This is a genomic window from Nocardia sp. NPDC049220, assembly GCF_040647855.1.
Taxonomy (GTDB): Bacteria; Actinomycetota; Actinomycetes; order Mycobacteriales; family Mycobacteriaceae; genus Nocardia.
In genome coordinates this window covers 1-18145 of sequence record NZ_JBEZDA010000026.1, presented here as the reverse complement: position 1 = coordinate 18145, position 18145 = coordinate 1, and the positions used below count along the sequence as shown (strand labels likewise).

At 62.6% G+C, this 18145-nt stretch carries 15 protein-coding genes; 1 reads left to right on the top strand and 14 read right to left on the bottom strand.

Annotation, left to right across the window (positions count from 1 at the left end):
- Positions 1 to 196: 196 nt before the first annotated feature.
- Positions 197 to 1474: a hypothetical protein gene (locus tag AB0C34_RS29515; RefSeq protein ID WP_357080056.1), complete on the bottom strand. Its 1278-nt coding sequence runs from the start codon at positions 1472 to 1474 to the stop codon at positions 197 to 199.
- An 80-nt stretch (positions 1475 to 1554) separates the two neighbouring features.
- On the opposite strand from AB0C34_RS29515, the gene AB0C34_RS29510 reads away from it, so the two are divergent.
- Entirely contained in the window at positions 1555 to 1809 is a 255-nt protein-coding gene (locus AB0C34_RS29510) for an acyl carrier protein (protein WP_357080054.1), read from the top strand.
- On the opposite strand, the gene AB0C34_RS29505 is transcribed toward AB0C34_RS29510, so the two are convergent.
- From AB0C34_RS29505 to AB0C34_RS29445, 13 genes are all read right to left on the bottom strand, one after another.
- Entirely contained in the window at positions 1806 to 3266 is a 1461-nt protein-coding gene (locus tag AB0C34_RS29505; RefSeq protein WP_357080051.1) for a class I adenylate-forming enzyme family protein, read from the bottom strand. The two genes, AB0C34_RS29510 and AB0C34_RS29505, sit on opposite strands and share 4 nt — an antisense overlap.
- A 620-nt stretch (positions 3267 to 3886) precedes the next feature.
- Positions 3887 to 4783 (bottom strand): DUF5995 family protein, encoded by an 897-nt coding sequence (locus AB0C34_RS29500; RefSeq protein WP_357080048.1) that lies wholly within the window; start codon positions 4781 to 4783, stop codon positions 3887 to 3889.
- Between the two features lie 422 nt (positions 4784 to 5205).
- Positions 5206 to 5799: a DUF664 domain-containing protein gene (locus AB0C34_RS29495; RefSeq protein WP_357080045.1), complete on the bottom strand. Its 594-nt coding sequence runs from the start codon at positions 5797 to 5799 to the stop codon at positions 5206 to 5208.
- Positions 5800 to 6116: 317 nt separating this feature from the next.
- Complete coding sequence (locus tag AB0C34_RS29490; protein ID WP_357080042.1) at positions 6117 to 7277, bottom strand: lipase family protein; 1161 nt, start codon at positions 7275 to 7277, stop codon at positions 6117 to 6119.
- Positions 7278 to 8504: 1227 nt separating this feature from the next.
- The gene (locus AB0C34_RS29485; RefSeq protein WP_357080040.1) at positions 8505 to 9752 is read right to left on the bottom strand and encodes a cytochrome P450; all 1248 of its coding nucleotides are present in this window, start codon (positions 9750 to 9752) and stop codon (positions 8505 to 8507) included.
- The gene (locus AB0C34_RS29480) at positions 9749 to 10921 is read right to left on the bottom strand and encodes a cytochrome P450 (protein WP_357080037.1); all 1173 of its coding nucleotides are present in this window, start codon (positions 10919 to 10921) and stop codon (positions 9749 to 9751) included. The genes AB0C34_RS29485 and AB0C34_RS29480 overlap by 4 nt, the downstream gene beginning before the upstream one ends.
- Before the next feature lie 456 nt (positions 10922 to 11377).
- On the bottom strand, positions 11378 to 11734 hold the full coding sequence (locus AB0C34_RS29475; RefSeq protein ID WP_357080035.1) for a hypothetical protein: 357 nt from the start codon (positions 11732 to 11734) through the stop codon (positions 11378 to 11380).
- 439 nt (positions 11735 to 12173) lie between these two features.
- Entirely contained in the window at positions 12174 to 13394 is a 1221-nt protein-coding gene (locus tag AB0C34_RS29470) for a hypothetical protein (RefSeq protein WP_357080032.1), read from the bottom strand.
- Positions 13395 to 13622: 228 nt separating this feature from the next.
- Complete coding sequence (locus tag AB0C34_RS29465) at positions 13623 to 13841, bottom strand: hypothetical protein (RefSeq protein WP_357080030.1); 219 nt, start codon at positions 13839 to 13841, stop codon at positions 13623 to 13625.
- A 603-nt stretch (positions 13842 to 14444) separates the two neighbouring features.
- Complete coding sequence (locus AB0C34_RS29460) at positions 14445 to 14582, bottom strand: hypothetical protein (RefSeq protein WP_357080027.1); 138 nt, start codon at positions 14580 to 14582, stop codon at positions 14445 to 14447.
- A gap of 365 nt (positions 14583 to 14947) precedes the next feature.
- Positions 14948 to 15775 (bottom strand): amidophosphoribosyltransferase, encoded by an 828-nt coding sequence (locus AB0C34_RS29455; protein ID WP_357080024.1) that lies wholly within the window; start codon positions 15773 to 15775, stop codon positions 14948 to 14950.
- A complete protein-coding gene (locus tag AB0C34_RS29450) occupies positions 15772 to 16731 on the bottom strand; it encodes a DNA-processing protein DprA (RefSeq protein WP_357080021.1) in 960 nt (319 codons plus the stop codon). Before AB0C34_RS29450 ends, AB0C34_RS29455 begins: the two co-directional genes overlap by 4 nt.
- 236 nt (positions 16732 to 16967) lie before the next feature.
- Positions 16968 to 17666 carry a hypothetical protein gene (locus tag AB0C34_RS29445; RefSeq protein ID WP_357080018.1) on the bottom strand — a complete coding sequence of 233 codons (699 nt, stop codon included), beginning with the start codon at positions 17664 to 17666 and terminating at the stop codon, positions 16968 to 16970.
- Between the last annotated feature and the right edge of the window lie 479 nt (positions 17667 to 18145).

The following is an 18145-nucleotide window of genomic DNA, read 5'->3' as shown; positions in this document are numbered from 1 at the left end:
TCGCCCCAGGGGTGAGCAGCAATAGTCGTCGCGGACCGTGCACCGCAAGCGGGTCACTATGGAGGCTGCTGGGTGATCCGACCTTCCTTCACAACGCGTCCGGCCTCCTGATCGAGCCCGGTGCAGCATGCCCCGGCCGATACGACCATCGTGGTCGCCAATGACGACGGCGGTGGCATCGCTGTGATCGGTGTTCTCATCCAAAACTTTCGAGCCGGGCCACCGCATTGTCGGTGAGCCACCGCACCTCATCCTCGCTTATCGCAATTGCCGTGTACACCACGCTGAGATCGAGGCCGCCGAGCCGCTCGTTGGCAATGACCGTCAGTGACGGGCCGAACAAGTCGATCGAGATGGCCCTGGTGACGTCCTCGAGCGTGTAGGTGCCGTAGCTGTCCTGAAGGCCGGAGTCGCCTGCCGTGGTAACAGCAAGTCCGTCGATGCGCCGCTTGTTGCGGATCGTTCGGCCGGCTTCGTACCGATATACTTCCCATTTCGGAAACTTCAGGATCGAGGCGGACTCCCTATTCTTGGCCAGCGCGGTGATCACCTTGAACGAGGCATCGCGCGCGGTGGACCAGAAGTCGTCGGTTATCGGGTGCTTGGTACGCAGGATGTCTATGTAGCAACCGTAGATCTCGTGCGGCAGCACCGGTTTACAGAGGCGACGGACGTCGACCGTCGTCAGCACGGTCATCGCGTCGAGCTGGTACCGCTCGCGCATGGCAAGCAGGAACGCCGCCGTTATCGCACCGTGCAGCGTGGTTCTATTTGCCTTGATGGCATCGTCGAGCGGTGCCGTTACGGCGCAGGCGAGGTGACGCGCCAATACGCGCGTTTCTTTCTTTGGCTCGGGTACTGTCTGCTTGGGTAGCCGAATGGCCGGGGTGTAGGTTGCTGTCTCGGCACTGCCGGATTTGTTGGGCAGGCCGGCCTCGATCGGCGGGGGCAGGGTGGTATCCCTCGGGGATTGCCGTTGGGCAATCGCTGGATCAGCGAGAAATTCGAGAAGCTGGCGAGCGAACATATTAGCGGACTGGGCATCGAGAGTCGCATGATCGGCGCAGATTACGATGTGATTGAGATCAGCGTCCGGTGACTGCCGCACTATCGTTATCCGTACGCGCGGATGATTACCCTTCGGGATCGGTGTGCGGATCTCGACGGCAAAAATTTCGCGCCAGGCGTCTGGGTCGGCGCTGTCGAGTACCTTCAACGGAATTTCCGTCGTGCCCTCGGTGTCGAACCAGGGCTGGCGATAGACCACCGACGGCAGGTGCCAGACAATCTTGCCGTAGCGGATGTGAGCGCGAAGCATAGGGTGCTGGGCCTGTAGCCAGGCGAGCGCGCATTTGACCAGCGCCGGATCGAGGCGCCCGCGCACATGCAGCACCTGCATCGCGATCAGCCCACCACGGGCATGCAAACTGTTGAGCAATTGTTCCTGTTCGCCCAGCGGGCGCGTTTCACCCAAGCCGTCCTCCGATTTTTTCGAGTACGATTTCAGGTCGCGATGAAGTGGGCTGGCACGCTGACTACATAAGGACTCGAGTGATGGCTGATATCGAACAACTGACAGTCGAGTATATCTCCGCCATGGTGGTCGAAACCGGCGGAGCCCCGGTCGATCGCGAGACCCCTTTGCTCGAGACCGGCGTGCTGGACTCGATCAATCTGGTAAAACTGGTGCATTTCCTCGAGGAGCGATTCGAGATCAGCATCCCTGACACCGACATCCGGGAGGATCTGTTCGCCTCGCCCAGGACCTTGGCAGCCTACGTTTCGCGACGAGCGGGCCAGCCCGCCTAGAGTTCGCGCAGCCGTGCGCGGAGCACCTTGCCGGCCGGGCTGTGCGGCAGTGTGTCGACGAACGCGATCTCGGCCGGGACCTTCTGAATCGATAGCCTTTCGCGGGCATAGCGGATCAATTCATCGGCCGACACGTTTGCCCCTTTGACGACAAACGCGATCAGCCGATTGGTGTTGCGCTTGTCCGGGAGACCTGCTACCGCGGCCTCGGCGACGGCGGGCGAGGTCATGAGAGTCTCCTCCACCTCGATGGGGTCGATCTTGTAGCCCGAGACCTCGATCAGCAGTTTGCTGCGGCCACGGATGAAAATGCGACCTTCGTCATCGAGCGAGGCAAGATCGCCAGTCCGGAACCAGCCCTCATCGAACGCCTGGGCGTTGGCCACGTCATCGCCGAGATAGCCCTGCATGAGCGATGAGGATTTTACTTCCATCTCGCCGACAGATGGACCGAGTTCGGTCTCGAACGGAGCGATGCGGACCCTGGCGTCGCCCGCCGGCTTGCCCACCGAGGCCCAGCTTGCGTCGGGATCGGCGGAGTTGTTATGCGAGAACATGCCGGCCTCGGTCGAGCCGTAATCCTGACGAAGTGTGACACCAAGGCGCTCGCGCACCGCTTCGAAAATCGGCCGATTCAGTGCCACGCCACCCGAGAAGGCCGAACGCAGCCGGAGATCGAAGCTGCCGACGTGCCCGGCGATGATTTCATACACTGCCGGAACAGCACCCATGAAGGTGACGCCTTCGCGGACCATGGTGTCGAGCAACCTCTTGCGCGAAAGCGCCAGCGGCAGCGGATCGCTCCAGTAGAGCGTTGTTGCACCGCCGGCGACGGCATCCGTGGCGCCCAGTAGGAAACCCAATGCGAAGTTGCCCGGCAACATATCGAGGACGATGTCGTCGGGCTGCAGGTCCCACGCCGTGCTGGCTCGCTCACCATCGGCGATGAACTCGGCATGGGTGTGCGGCACCACCTTGGGCAACCCAGTGGAGCCGGACGAGAAGAGGTAGAGCGCCGTTGTGTCGCCCGGCAGCTTCGGCAGCCGGGCGGTGGTACCTCCTTCGGGCAAAGCGCTCGTGAGGAACAAGGGAATGCCGGGGGCCGCATCTGTGATCAGCATCTCGGCAGCAGCGGCAGCACCAGGCGTTGAGATGACAGACTTGGGTCCGGTCTTTTGCGCGAGCGTGGAAAGTTCGGATCGCGTAGCCGTCTCGCTCAGCGGCATCGCGATGGCGCCTATAGCGAACAGCGCGTGCGCAGTGACGAATAGATCGGGTGAGTTCGGAATCAGCAAGGCAACGGGATCGCCACTTGTGATGCCACGTTCAATCAAGCCGGCCGCAAGACGGCCGATCCGCTCGACCAAAGCGGCGTAGGGCGTAAATGCGTCGCCTTGGCGCAAGCCGCTGGTGATCGGTGCCCGCGCTGTCCACGTGAGCAGATTGTCGTAGATCATCTCGACTCCGCAGGGTCTGTCCCTCTGCCCGTAAGGATAGAAGTGGGATCCGGCATCTACAAGGTGCCCCATTGACTGCCGCCGAGATAGCCGAGGCGTATCGGGCACACGCTTTGCCTCGACGCCCACCGTGACGATTCCGTATTCGGGTATTGGTTTCTCGCCGATGAGCCCGTGCCGCCGGTGCGGTGATGAGCGAACGGACCGCGTGTCGGATCTGCTCGTCGCAACGATGCTGGAGTGTGTTCGGCAAACGCTCCCGAGGGAAGTCCGCCCGTCCGGGGCCGGATTGTCGGCTACTCGATCGACTCGCGCAGGACATCGCGACTGGCGGCCACCGCGGCGAATACTGCCGTGGCCCGGCTCGGTGATATGGCCGGTTGCATGCTCCACACCGACCGCGGCAGATCAGACGGCATCGATGGCAGTGCACTAAAACTCGGACTGGCCGTGACGTGCCGATGCCGATTGACATTGTCGACCCACGGAAGAACCGGCCTGGCTCGATCTTATGGTGAAGTACGCCGGCACCGAGGATCTCGCCGAGACCGCTGGCCTCCAGCACGCTTGGGATCGTCGGCGATATCACCGGCGTCCTGGCGAACGGTGGCTGACGAAAATCACAGCGCACGAAGCCGAGTCAGCATGTCGAAGGCCGATTCGGTCGTGGCGTACAGCAGCCGGATCTCCGACTCTTTCACGTTACGCACGCTGGGATCCTGAAGGGCAAGGCCATTGTCGAAAACGATAGCGCCGTAGCCGAGGTCGACGGCGCGCCGCATCGATCCGGTCGCGACACCCTTGCCCACCACCAGGTCCAGTCCCTCGCCGACGAAATAAAAGCGCCACAGCGGGCCGAGATCGGCGTCGTAGACCTGCTTGGTCCGGTCGATGACGACGTCGCCGGTGGAGGAGATCGCGTCGATGATCTTGAAGTAATCGGGTGCGTTCTCCGGCTTGGAGGCGACAGCGGCAACGGAATACGCGATATCGACAGTGTATTGGGCGTTGTACCCGGCCATTGCCACGCGAGCGCCGGAGATTTCGCACTGCCGCGCCATCTCGAAATAGTGCGCCCACTGCGGTTCGGCATTGCCGCCAGTGAATTCGGCATGCAGGTTGACCAGGATACGGCGCAGCAATTCGAGGCTGACGGCGTGCGCGTAGTCGCGGTCGGCGAAGGCGGCGGGGTCGCGCTGCAACGGCATTACGGCCACCTGCTCGACGGCATCCCAGCCCAGCGGAAACAGACCACGTCGATCGCGGTGCGACACCAAAATTTCGGTGATCCGGTGCAGTCGATCGACAGCGGTTTCCGACCGCTGCAAGGAATCTCCGGCGAGGGTGGTGGTATCCGAGAGGTCGGCGATCATCCGGAGCTCGTCCGGGGACAGCGCCGTTCCGCATACTGCGGCATCGACGGCCGCCGAGTCCAATGCCTGAGCCGAGGCCGCCGGAGTGGCGAGCGCCACCAGGATGGCGCAGGTCACACGGATCGCGGTTCCAGAAGGCAGCATGGGGCGGAATGGTATCGCTTGGATGCGGCCGTAGCCGGGCACGACACAGACCATTCGTATGGAGCCCCTCGGAGCTGGAGGGATGACAGCTGCGGAGGTCGTGCGCGGCTCCGGTCGATTTCGCGGCTGCGCGGTCCCGCTCTCGTCGGTCCTGTGCGCTTCTTGCTGGACATATACGCCGCACTACTATCCGGGTAGTTGCGTACCGGAACAACGCGAGAGTTTTAGGGCTGGGAATGTAGACGATCCCCTCTCACACATGTCGCCGTCACCCCCAGCGCCCTGAATGTGGTCTCCATAGGTGACGCTTGCGGTGCGCCCAGCGATCAGGCTGCTACTGGTAAGCACCGCCACCGTGTGATTGGGCCCCGTCGGGAAGTTTAGGCATGGGGGTTCAGCGGCGGGAAAAGTCGCGCCGAGACTTAGTTCGACTCAGTCGGCAAGTACCTGTTCGCGCAGGATGGCGGCGTGCCCGCAACCCTGGGCCAGTTCCCGCAGAACTTGCGGGTATACCAGCGAAGCGTGCGCGGTCCGGCCCAGTGGCCGGTCACGACGGTGTCCAGTGGCTGGTCTGCGATCACCGTCCCGGCCGTGGCACAGGCTTCCCGGTGCGCTGCCGTGACCGAGGCGACAGTGTCGTCGACGGCGAACCGAAAGGATTCGTCCGGACTCCGCGCAAGGCCCAGCTCCCGGCGGGACGTTCCGCCGACGCACTCCTCGAACCACACCCTCCGCATCCACGTGACGTGCTCGAGTAGCCCGAGCAACGTCGTCGCCGACAAGACGAGCCGGCGGCGGGCCTGTTTCTCGGTAAGACCGTCGAGAGCCCCTCGATGGCGCTGCGATGTTCTTCGATGAATACCTCGAGCTGTGTGCGTTCGTCGTCCAGCGGCACATCGAACGAGCCCATCGAAATCTCCTGTGGACGCACCTAAGGCCCGATTCCCCGGTCTCGAACAGGACGTTGGCTCCCCAGTCCTAGCACTGCCGACGATTGCGGCAGGCTGACCGACCATGGGGTGACCCGCCCCGGGCGATGTCGGCTGTAGCGGAGGGCGTCGAGGGATGCGGCTAGAGTTCTGACCGTAGTGGGAGTTGTCCTACAGGCCGTCGATCGCGGCACCAAGATCCCGCGCCGTAGCCGGACCAGCAGAAGATCGGCTCCCCTGACTCGACTCGGTGGCCCATGCATCACTCGCCTTCGCCACCGCGGTGTACGAGGCACAGTCCGGGGGTGTAACCAGCATTCCTAGGTACGCGCATCACGAAGGCCGCGCACGCACACCGCCCATGCCCGTGGTCTCATGCGGTCCAGAGGCTGCGCCGCGCTGCGCTATCGGGTCGTAGAGATACCGACCGCGGCCATCCATCGGTCGATGGCGTCCATGCCCTCGGGCGCGATGGCGCAGGTCACATGCTCGCCGCAGTGCAGAACGTCGACCGTGCTGTTCACGCCTCTGGCCGCCCACTCGGCGGAGAGTTTCTCGACGCCGCTGATCGGTATGAATTCATCCTCCGCACCGTGCCAGAAGAAAATAGGGATGTTCGGTGTCAATTCTCCAGGCGTGGTGTCCTGGAAGATCCGATCGGCGAGATCGGTTTTGTAGAGCGAGCCGTTGGTAAGGGCGGTCAGTTTTATCGGTACGACACCCGCCGCCATCGCCGTAAATACGCAAGAATTCCTGAATTGCCTGGCCAGCTCGGCGCCGATCGGGTTCAGTTGCTGTAGCGCGCCGGGGGTGGCACGGGCCAGGCCGAGCGCGCCGAACAGATAGAAGCCGCTGGCGCCGAATTTTCCGTCCATCGGCGGCCGCAGTTGGTCCAGGTCGGTCGGCGCGCCGCCGGGCGCGGCGCCGATCAGGTGCAGGTCCGGTGCGTAGGTCGGCGCGAGTTGCGCTGCCCACACCGTGGCGATCCCGCCGCCGCTGTAACCCAGCAGCGCAACCGGGCCCGAGAGATTCGCAGCCGGCAGACGCAGTGCCGCGCGAATCCCGTCCAGGACGGCGCGCCCCTCGGTCGGGCCGTGTGCGTAGGCCATCCGCGGGCCCTCGTAATCGCTGATCACCAGGGCGTATCCACGGCTCAGCAGGGTTGGACCGACCGGAGGAATCTCGGTGAAGTCGCCGTGGGGCATCTGATAGGACGGATTACACTTCGTGCCGAGACCGTCGATCGCGAAGTTGTTGGCGATGATCCCACCGTTCCAGCGCGCCGGCTTCAGCACGGTGACGATGGTGGCGGACGGGGAGCCGTCGCCCGCGGTGGTCTTGTACCACGCCTGCCACGCTTGGACGCCGTCGCCGGAAAGCGGGACGCTGATATCAGCATCGATCGGACGAGCCGAAAGAATGGTGCCGTTCGGTATCGCGCTCGTCACAGAAAAATTCTGATCGAGGTAGGGATCTCCGGTCGGATCGGGCAGAAACTGTGCCTCATCGATCTCGGTATGTGCTGGACCGGCCAGGTCGTTGACCGCGAGCGCGGGGATGTTCACCGAGAAAAGTATCGCTGCCACTGCGGTCGCGAGGATACCGGCTCGTGATATCGGACGCATGCTCGATTAGTACCTCCACGGTGCAGCCCGATGCGACCGGTGAGCGGTCTGCTGCGAATTTGCCGGGCTTCGACGAGTCGTTTTCAAAAAATGAAAAAATTCGATATGGGAACGTTACGTCGGAACAATTGGCAGGCTATCCGACAGCCAGCCGATCGTGCAACAAACCGGTCGGTATTGTCCGATTCCTCACATCATCGATCGAATCGAAAAGCGGTGGAATGCGGGAGTTCTCGTCAGTCGAGGTGAGGCAAAGCACACCGGCGCAGGGACTGCTCGCACCCACATCATGCCGGGCGAGCGGTGATTGTCGATCGAGCCGCAGTATCCGATCCAGCAGCGTGAGCGAGCGGTGAAGACTGCACTGCAGGTGAAGGTCGCGGCCTGCTCGAGGACGCCATCGACGTCGAGGAATTTGTGTCGAACTGCTGGCCTTCCGCGGCAGCGCAGACGGCGCGCCTGGCGGCGCTGTAACGGCGGCGGCCGACGTCCACCACCTTGCCGTGCTGGGCGAACCAGTCATGGTGACCGGCATCGCCGGAGTCGTCGACGAACACAAGGTAGCTCACACCGTGCACGTGCTCGTCGATCGAGGCGAGAGCCCGCTCGACATCGGAGCGTTGGCGATATGTACTGACGATCAGGATCTACTGACGATCAGGCGCATGGCTGGATTACGGCGAGCCGACGCTGATGCCCATTCACAGCAACTTGGGCAAAATGACGGCATTGAAACTCATGATCTCCCGCAGGGTGGGCAGGACGATGCTGGCCCTCGGCCATGGTTGCCCCGACCTGGAATCAGCGGCGATGCCACTCAGTCAGGCGTAGCGACCAAGCCGTGAAGTTGACGTGTCGGGCCATCAATCCTTCGAGCTGGAGTTCAGTCGCCGCGCCAACCCCGCTGCTGCGATTCCGCTTCGTTCTCTGCGGTCAGCGCGGGCCAGACTATCGATGCCTCGTATCACCGGCCGTACCAGGGTTGCACCGGCAATGACTCGAGTGCCGGGTGCGGTCGAGTATCACGCTGATGTCCGCGAGGCTCGACGCGCCCGCCCGGACGGAGCGCAACCCTGGGCCGACCACGATCCCCGCCGCGATCCGCAGCCACGAACAAACTGCGCTTCGACTCCATCTTCCAGGGCTGCGGTCCTAGCCGAAACGCGGCTACAACACGGTGAACGGTGCAGAGGGCGGAAACTGGACCGGCAGGCCCGCCAACGCCCGGTGGATGGGTCCGGGCCGCCAGGTTATCTCCCCTGCCAGCTCTAGCTCGGGCAGCGCATCGAGAAGCTGATCGATCGCGTCCTGTGCGATCAGGTAGGACATCGACCGCGCGGGGCAGGCGTGTGGCCCCAAACCCCAGGCCAGATGCGAGCGATTACCGACGAGACTATCGGTGCGGATCTCGGGGTCGTTGTTGCATCCGGCCATGCTGATGACGACCGGCTGATGTGCGGGCAGCCACACGTCGTCGACGAGGAGCGGTTGCCTGGGGAAGGTGACACAGAGATTCGCCAGCGGTGGGTCGTTGAAAAGCACCTCGTCGAGCGCGTCGCGGGTGGACAGGCTCCCGCCGAGGACGCCGCCCGCGAACCGCTCGTCGGTGAGGATCGGCAGCAGGGCGTTGGCGATGAGGTTCAATTGCAGTTCGCACGCGCCGGCGTAGATGCCCACAATCTGGTTGAGGACCTCCACATCGTCGAGCTGGGCCGAATGCTGCACCAACCGCGAGGTGATGTCGTTGCCGGGATGGGCCCGTTTGGAGGTGACGAGTTCGATCAATGCTTCGGAGAGCATTGCGTTTCCCGCTTCGGCATCGACGCCCTCGAATACAGTAGCCAGCGCCGTCGCGGCTCGCTGACCTATGTCCGGAGGGCAGCCCAGCTGGGAATTAACGGCGTCGAAGACCACCGGAAAGACGTACTGGCTGATGATGTCTGCGCTACCAGCCTCGCAAAAACTGTTGATGTGCGGGATGGCGATCTGCCCCACGATGGCGTGCAGCGCATGCAGATCGGCTTCGTCGATACTCGACGTGGTCGCCTGCCGATAGCGAAAGTAGTCGACTCCGGTGTTCTTGCTTGCGGTGGGACGCCACCCTAGGAGAGGCAGGACAGGGCAGTCGGCGGGGACGTTCTTCTGCCACGTCCGCGGATCGGGCGAAAAGTGTTCAGGGTCGTTGAGGATCCGCACTGCGGTGTGATAGCGGATCACCAGGGTGGCCGGCAAACCCGGCGCGAGGTCCACCGGCACCAGAGAGCCGTATCGCTGGCGCATTTCGTCGTACGCGCGATGCGGATCCGCGGCGAACTCCGGAGCATATAGCGGGACGCGTGGGCCGACGATGCCGTTGGGTGCGCCGTGGGCTACTGGGCAGGTTCCGCTGGGTCGCGGCGATTCTGGGACGGTCATGAGATCTGGTCGAATTGCAGGTGGAGTTCCTCGGGTGCGCCGATGCTGACGCCGCTGGCCGAGCGGATCGAGGTTCCGGGTGCGATCCGGAAGTTCGTCAGCCGGGCGAGCAGGCGGTTGACCCCGATCTCCAGTTGCAGCCGGGCTATATGCTGCCCCACACAGCGGTGAATACCGACGCCGAAGGCCATGTGTGGGTTGGGGAAACGATCGAGGTCTAGTTGGTCGGGATTGTCGAACTTGGCGGCATCACGGTTGCCCGAGCGCCAGTGCACGGCGACCCGGTCGCCCTTGACCAGGGGGATGCCGAGCAGGTCGTTGTCCTGCAACACAACCCGGCCCATCACCGACACCGTCGAGGTGAGGCGCAGCAACTCGTCCAAGTTGCGGTTGGCCCAATTCGGTTCGCGCAGGCGCGCTTCCAGATTTGGTTGCTCGGCCAAAAATTGACCGATGTAGCCCAGTGTCCCGCGAGTGGTGTCCAGACCACCGAGGAGCAGCACGGTGACCAATCCCAGTCGCTCTTCCTGTGTCAATGGCCGTCCGCCCGCCACCGTCGCCTCGACGACGGACTGTAGGAAGTCATCACGCCGGTCGCTCTCGCGGGCGGCCATCAATTCCGTGGCCAATTCCGCGACCGCGGCGAAGCTCTCGGGCGTGCCCTGCACCGATACGGCCGTCACCGCGTCGACTCCACGCTGCAGCCGCTCCTCGTTGTCATCGTCGAGCACTACCTTCGCCAGAGTTCCAGCGGTGAAGGGAATGGCGAACCGGCTGATGAACTCAACCTCGCCGTCCTGGACGAAGTCATCGATCAACTCGTCCGCGAGCTTCTCGAGAATCGGCCGGTAGCGCGCCAGCGCGGCGCGGGAGAGGCGATTGTTCAGAAGGCCGCGGAACTCGCCGTGTAGCGGTGGATCGAGATCGAGTGGTGGAAGCGCGACCGGTACCTCCACGATGCCGGGTTGCGCTGAGCTGAACACCTCGGGATGTACTGCGACTGTGCGCAAGTCCGCGTAGCGCGTCACAATGTGCATCCCGCCGCCGAAGTTCGTATGCACGACCGGGCACTGCTCGCGTGCCCACTTCAGTTCGTCATCGAGTCGCGCGCAGTGCCGTTCATCGAAGAAGTCGAGGCCATCGAAGAAATCCTGGTGGCTGTCGATCACAGTCTGCTCCTTTGTAACCCCGATCGGCGGTGTACCCGATCGGGTGCCGACGGTGTCCCGATGTCGGCCTACCCGGCGAGTAGAACCCGTTGTGCAGCAACGAATTGCGATATCCCCGAGCGGGACGAGAATACAGGGTAACGTCGAGACAGGGCGTGGGACGCCGAGTTACCCGAAGCGAGAACAGCCCCGCGCCTCGTCGGGCCAGGCTCAATCCCAGAGCCTGCATGTCATCGGCGAACTCACGAGGTGCGATCCCTACCTCCGGGCGGATAGTAGCGATCCCTGCCCAGGCTGGTAACAGACCAGCATCCGGCCTCGGAACACCCTTCCCGGGTCGCTATCGCCGTCATCACTGCGTTGACTGACACCCGGCCGAGGCAACGACCCCAGCCACGCGCGCTTTGTTGATGAATCAACGCTTCCGCCTTGCTCGACCGGGTTCCGGTCCGAGGACTACCGGTCCCGATCGCGATCGAAACCGACAACCGGCGGTGGGTCCTCGCACAACACGCGACCAGCACCGCCTTCGCCACCCTCGCCGAACTCCGCCCCCAGCAGGGCGCCAGCCAACCGGAGGTACTCGACGCCAGACAGCTCGGCCCTGGCCTGGATCGTGGCCTTCGCCGCGCTGTTCCTGGCCATAACCGGCCTCACGCCCAGCACTCCCGATTCGGAGGGGAGAACGCCGACATCGCGTTGAGGGACAACCGTTTCCCCGTCCGTGCCACCGTCGGGGTTAGCCGCGCGGCGAAGCCAGGTCCGGCCCAAAAGAAGGTCGCTGCGCACGTCGACCTGATCGGTGAACAACACGATCGCGTCCTCAGCGTTGGCGCACGGTCAGCGCCGGATACGCCTGCTCGAGCCACCCGCGCAGCGCTACTGGATCGGCCTCGATCGCGCGGCGGTCCGGTCGCTGGAAGGACCTCTCGTGAAAATAAACCCCTGCTCAGAGTGGGTTTGTGGGGCGGGCGGGGCTCGAACCCGCGACCAATGGATTATGAGATCAAACACTCCGAACAGTGTGCTGACCTGCGGAGACCAAGCTCCGAGATGAGCAAACACGCAAAATACATTGGTGTCGCAATACTCTCCGCCTCATAACCCTGACCGCGACCATCGGTGACGCACCTCGACTACGTTGGCAGCTGTGGGCAAATTCTGTGGCTCCACATCGAAGGCTTACTACTGCCGTCTTCGGCCACCAATCGCCGCCTGGACCGAGTTGAGCACGCAGAGATGTGCGCCGACCTCATTCCGCTGCCTGGCCACCCCGCTCATCCGACTCCGAGGGCACGCTGTAGCTCGTTGGTTCGAGCGTTCGCCACGAAGCAGTCTCGAACCGTCCGAGCACAGCGTGTGGCTGCATCATCAGGCCGGCCAGTTCACGCAACCGTTGGTGATACTGTCCGGGTTCGATATCGGCAGGAATGACGCTGAGCAATCGATCGCGCAGCCGTGGAGTCACGTGGGCTAGATACATGTCAGTGAGTGTGGTTTGCAGGTTCGACCAGATCTCACTTTCCCGACGGTGATACTTCCTGAATTGCGGGGTGAGCTGCTTGGTGAGTTTCTTCGCCTCGTCACTGACAGTGCGGCCGCTCATCTCTGCGCGGAAGATGTCCAACTCCGATTCGAAGACCTGATCTTTCGGTATACCGGTGGTATCAGGGCGAAGCTGTTGTGCGGCGCGCAGATCAGCGACGACGCGGTCGACGACCTGCTCGCTGGCTTCGGCTGCGGGCAGCACTGCCGCCAGCGTCAGCGGGATCGTCCGCACTCGCATGATCACATGCGGATCAACGGCCAGCGAAATCGACCCGGGCGCCTCGTGGACGTTGACATAGCGGGCAGCCCGGGCGCCGAGATCGGCAAGCGCCGTCATCGGTACATCGCCGAACCATCCGCACAATTCGCTGTGGATCCCACGTGCCAGATCTGCATGCTGAAGGCGGATCTGCACCTGATGAAGCCAGTACTGGTGGCTCGGCGAGTCCTGATCGCGCATGCGACGCAGCATGTTATCGATTGCGGCGGCATAGGTTCCCAGATGAAGAGCCAGCGAGGTCTTTGCCTCGATTATCTTCTCGTGCTGGTATGTCGGCAATGGAGAGTGTTTAAGCTGCGCGGCGATGTCGTCGTGGTACGTCGGAGATGGCCAATCCTGGTAGATGCTGGTGTGATACCAGAGGTGTTGGTCGACCTGCTCGTCCTGGCAATCGATGTCGTCAAGGTCGCGAAGGGCCGGGTGCGCCGCGGCAATATCGATCGTCGTATCGCAGTTGCACACGGGGTACGGTTCGTCACCACTGCATTGCAGGTCATACGCGGTGGCCGAGACCTGAACGCGCCGTCCGCACTTGCAGTCGAACCAGTAGCTGTAGTCGAAGTCGAAACCGGCAGGGTGTTCAGCCGGTACGTCGGAAATCATCAGCGCAGTGTACGAGCGCTCCCAAACCATATAGGCGCTCACCGACCCTTTCGGACAAAATTCGCAGCACAGGTGGACCAGGGATCGAATGCTGATCTGCGTCAGCCCCCTGCGAGGCACAAAAGCCCTGTACAGTTCACGTTGCGTACCGTCCGACTTCGTTGCTGGACGGTACGCAACGCATCCGAGATGCCTAGATGCGGTGGGGCCCGATTGGCTGTTTGCCCAGCCTCTCAGTCCCCCACCTGGAACATCCTGCTCACACGATCGTTAGCCAAGAAACCTAGTTATCGTGCGAAGCAGCCAAGCCGCCAGCCTGGCCGTCATGAGTGCCAGGTTGGCGGTGGCATTTTCGGCCGCATGCGGAGCAGTCCGCATCACCAAGTCCAGCACGTTCACGGCGGTCCGGAGCCACAACAGCAACTCCAACCAGCGTTTGGTCTTGTCCGGCCGTTGCGGCTCAGACCCGTTCGGTCCGGCAGCCGTCACCGAGCATCACCTCCATCGTCAACCTCTTCAAATCCGCCGTCTGATTGCGGCGGCGGAAACCTCCCCGACCAGCGGAGCGGCTTCAGCCAGCCCAACAGTGGGCCGATCAGCCTTGTGGCCCTCCCCAAACGGGAAGGGCCACGCAGAGTTGCGATGTCAGTTCGACGACTGGTGCCGAAACCCACCGAACGTGACGAGTCTACCCACTAGGTCGAAAAACGGAAGTTGAAACGCAATTTTGCATCTCTGATCTTCGATCTCCATCACATCCAGCGAGAATCAAAAACTCGGCCTTGAGCTGCGCAAATCCTGTAAACCACAGTAGAACAGTTAGAATTACACCGTACAGAATGCAATATTGCGAACGTCAAATATGCATTGTTTCCAAACCGGTTGGAATCTAATGCGACATTTGTCCTGGTTTTTACCGTGCCGACGATTGTGACCCATGGGCCCATGCTGATGGGCATGCATCGATGCAGGTGTGACTGTGGTCTGGGTCGGGATGTCGGCGGAAAGCCAATAGCGAAGCCGCGCGATCATTACCGCCCTCACCGCCACGATTCCGGACTAGCCGATCACTCCTCGGCACCGAACCGCCAATCAGTCCGAACCAGCGACGATGTCGCCGACCTGATCGAACACATCCGCCGGACCAGCAAGTTCGGCCCAGCCCACATCACTGCCCGCTTGGCAGCCGAGCACGGCATCGTTCTCGTCGCGCCGGCGGCGACCGTGCACCGGATGCTCACGCGCCGCGGCGTCAACCGGTCGACCGACCTGGATCCGCCGACCGGGACACTTGCGGAAGGTGGTGCACTACGAGCACTCCGATCCCGGCAGCCTGATCCATGTCGATGTCAAGACGCTCGGCCGCGTCCCGACCGGCGGCGACTGGTGGGCCCACCGGCGCGGCACCGCAAAGCCCAGGCCTCCAAACGAACCCAGTCAGGCACCGCACGAGTCGGCTACACCCGCAACGGAGGCATGGCTCGCCCTGAACCCCTCATTGAGAGCCGCAAGCGGCAGTCTGCGGAGGACTTCGCAAGCGGGCGCCTCGCCGATGAGTTGACCAACGGCATACACCCTATGTACGACGATGGCGGCTAGAACCTCAAGCGAAAGTTGGCCGCGTAGGCGCACACTGATCCGCTGACAGGGCAGCGGAGCGGATCGTAACGAGCATCCGCGTCCAGTGAGCCGAGCAACTGCTTATGGTCATCCCAGTCCCAACGGAGCCAGCGGTCGAAGCAAAAGGCGGTGACTGAACTCGCGCCCGCGTTCTTTACGGCAATCGCTGCGCCCTGCACGCTCGCACCCGTCGTCCATGTGTCATCGACAATCAGGACACGTTTCCCCTCGACAACAGGGCGATAGATGTCTGGTACGACGAACCGGTCGCCGACCAGGACACGCTTAACGTTCACACCAGGGCCAGGCTCAATCAGAAACTTCCTGATATTGACTGGCGATGCCAGGTCCTGTACGACGGCGTTCGCGAGCGCGGCGACGGGGTGATCAGGTCCAGGCCGTTGCATGGACGGTACGAACGTCACGGCATCCCACAATGCTCCTACCCACTGGGCGATGCAGTGTTGGTGAATCGTCGCTCCAAGCTTCATCAGTAATTGCAGGTTCTGCATGCACTGATCTGCCCCTTGCTTGTACGCGCGCACCTCGTGGGCTGACTGATGGATACCAGCGGGATGATTGCCTTGGGCGTAAGTCAAGACAACGGTGCGGTCTGCCAGTAACGGACCAAACTCAGTCGCATGCTGCTGGCAACGAGAGCAGACATCCGTGGCCGGTGCCGGACCACGGCAGACATCACATACGTCAGGGGTGCCCGCGACATAGGCATTGCGAAAGGTCTTACCGACACGCTCCTGCGTAATCTGTCTGACAATGCCTGCCTGCGGGCCAATCTGCATCATTCGGAAGCGCTCAGCCAGCTCTCGACTGTCCGCCGGTGCGCGAGGATGGTCCCAACATGACCGATAACCTCCGACGGGGTTGAAGCGACGTAAACACCCGGTTCCTCGGTGAGACGACGTGCCCAGTCGGTTGTCTGCATGACCGTTGAGTTCAGTATGACTGGACGACCATGAGCGACAGCCTCGCGCGCCTGCGTACGGGTCCCGCTGTGCTCTCCCGCCTCTACCACCACGGTCGCTGCGCCATAGGCGCTCATTGTCACATTCCGCGCTAGGAAAGACCACCTTGTCGGCGCGTACTCGGGCAAGAAGTGCGTCAGCAGCATCCCGCGAGACGCCACCTCAGCTTGTAGCTCCTGGTTCGAACGCGGATAGACGTAATCGAGTCCATTACCTAAGACAGCAACCGTCCGCCCGCCGGCTTCCAGCGCAGCACAATGTGCTGCTGTATCGATTCCCGCTGCGAGTCCCGCGATGACTGACACGTCATGTTCGACCAGCGCATATGCAACATCACGCGCGAACTCCAAGCCGCTCTGAGACGCCTTTCGAGACCCAACCACGCTGATGCCAACCTCGTTGTGGATCAGCTTCCCGTGCGTGAAGACCACCGGTGGCATCTGACGCACGGAACGGAGCTGGTCAGGATACGAGCTATCCCGAAACGTATGGAAGTCGAAGGGCATGTGCTTCCACTCGTCTACATCTCGGCGCGCTGTGGCCATCAATGCTGCATCGGGATCGCTGCCAAAGAGCGACTCCGGGTGGTCAGCGCTCCAAAGCTCGAACGCGCTTCCGCATTCGATCACTTGCTCGGTCAGTTTCGACCAGTCTCCACTCTTTGGCTTCAGTCGCATCAATGCGACTAGAGCCGCGCGGTCGCTGTCACCCCAGATCACAGCGCCGGGCTGGCCGTCGGCATGGTGCCCATCGTTGCCCGCATGTGGGTGTGTCACCTGCCCTCCTCGAAACAAATTCGAACACACATTCGAAGTATGATATTGGATGCCGACTCGATTGACGGGTCGCCCCTGGTGGTGGCCTCCATCCAGGCCCCGAGCCTAGCGCAGGAGATCTTCACATTCAGCACAGCCACGAGGGCTGCGACCGGTCGGCAACGCCGTATCGCCGACGCCGTCCGCCATGATCGTCTACTCGCCGGAGTAGGCCCTCGGGGGGCAGCCGCGCCTGCTCAGCCACGGCGGCAGCCTGCCGCCATAGTCGCTGAGTCCGGGACCGTGAACGGGTGTTGGCAGACCCCGCACAGGATCGGCCCGGCGTTCACGCTGCGCTTCGCTGCCCGTATCCGCCTCGCTGGATCGCAGTGGCAGGTCAGCGCGAAGCCGCTACGTGGTGCGCGTTCTTCATCGTCCCCTCCTTCGCGCCCCTCGGCGCCTGGTGCTGGGTCGTGTTCAGATCGACGATGTGCAGTCAGCACGGATCCCAACGCATCGATCTGGGCGTGGTACTGCTTCGCCGTTGCGTTCCTAACGGTCGTCTCCGACCATCCGCGATGGCCTTGTCGAACAACGTCCAACCCGAATTCGGTCGCGATGTCACGGTACTTCCCGTTGTGATAGGCGCCGCCGCGACTGACGTCCTGCACACCGCGAGTCCGGGCGGCGCCGTGGGCCGCCTCGTGCAACAGAGTGCCGAGAACATCGCGGGCGCCGAGGGCGAACCCTTCACCGCCGACGAACAGTTCGGGCATCCATTCCCTGCCGCGTAGCCAGCGGTCCGGTCCGAAGCTCCCGAGACGCATCGCCCGACGGGAGCCGATCGAACCGCCAGCCATAGTCACCACCACATCCGGGACGTCCGGGTGCTGATCCCGGATCGCAACCCAGACTGTCTCGATCACGGTCACCACGAACCCTGCGAATGTACTCATTCGAAGAACCTCCGATTGATGCCTATGCATCAATTCTACCGCAAAAGTGCTGGTAGACAGTGAATTTGATGCTCATGCATCACCAGATTTGAGGTATGTGTCGAACCGCCTTGACGCCTGAGCATCAAGAACGCCTCGGTTGCATCTTGACGCGTAGTCATCAAGACCCGCCGAAGGCGAACCCCTTCTGTTGTGGTCTCGTCGAACCCGCCACCCGGCCGCACGCCTAACGGAACTGCACGCTGTTGCCGAGTCACGTGCGGATCCGTTGCGGCCGCTGTCCATCCCCACTTCTCCCAAGTCGCGTACGGAACGTAACTGGCGCCCCCACGCAACCACCTTGCCAAGCCCCTTTGTGGTCCTCCTCTCTCCCTTGTGGTCTCGTCTCTTGCCTCTTCCTCACTTTGTGTTTTGTGTTGCCTCCTGCCCTGCCCGGCTGACACTCTCTATGAACAGCGAAGCCATAGAGAGTGTCAGCC

Excerpts from the sequence above, each read along its gene's own strand:
- AB0C34_RS29510 (WP_357080054.1), top strand. The coding sequence starts at position 1,555 with ATGGCTGATATCGAACAACTGACAGTCGAGTATATCTCCGCCATGGTG.
- AB0C34_RS29505 (WP_357080051.1), bottom strand. The coding sequence starts at position 3,266 with ATGATCTACGACAATCTGCTCACGTGGACAGCGCGGGCACCGATCACC.
- AB0C34_RS29500 (WP_357080048.1), bottom strand. The coding sequence starts at position 4,783 with ATGCTGCCTTCTGGAACCGCGATCCGTGTGACCTGCGCCATCCTGGTG.
- AB0C34_RS29495 (WP_357080045.1), bottom strand. The coding sequence starts at position 5,799 with ATGGTCGGTCAGCCTGCCGCAATCGTCGGCAGTGCTAGGACTGGGGAG.
- AB0C34_RS29485 (WP_357080040.1), bottom strand. The coding sequence starts at position 9,752 with ATGACCGTCCCAGAATCGCCGCGACCCAGCGGAACCTGCCCAGTAGCC.
- AB0C34_RS29455 (WP_357080024.1), bottom strand. The coding sequence starts at position 15,775 with ATGATGCAGATTGGCCCGCAGGCAGGCATTGTCAGACAGATTACGCAG.
- AB0C34_RS29445 (WP_357080018.1), bottom strand. The coding sequence starts at position 17,666 with ATGAGTACATTCGCAGGGTTCGTGGTGACCGTGATCGAGACAGTCTGG.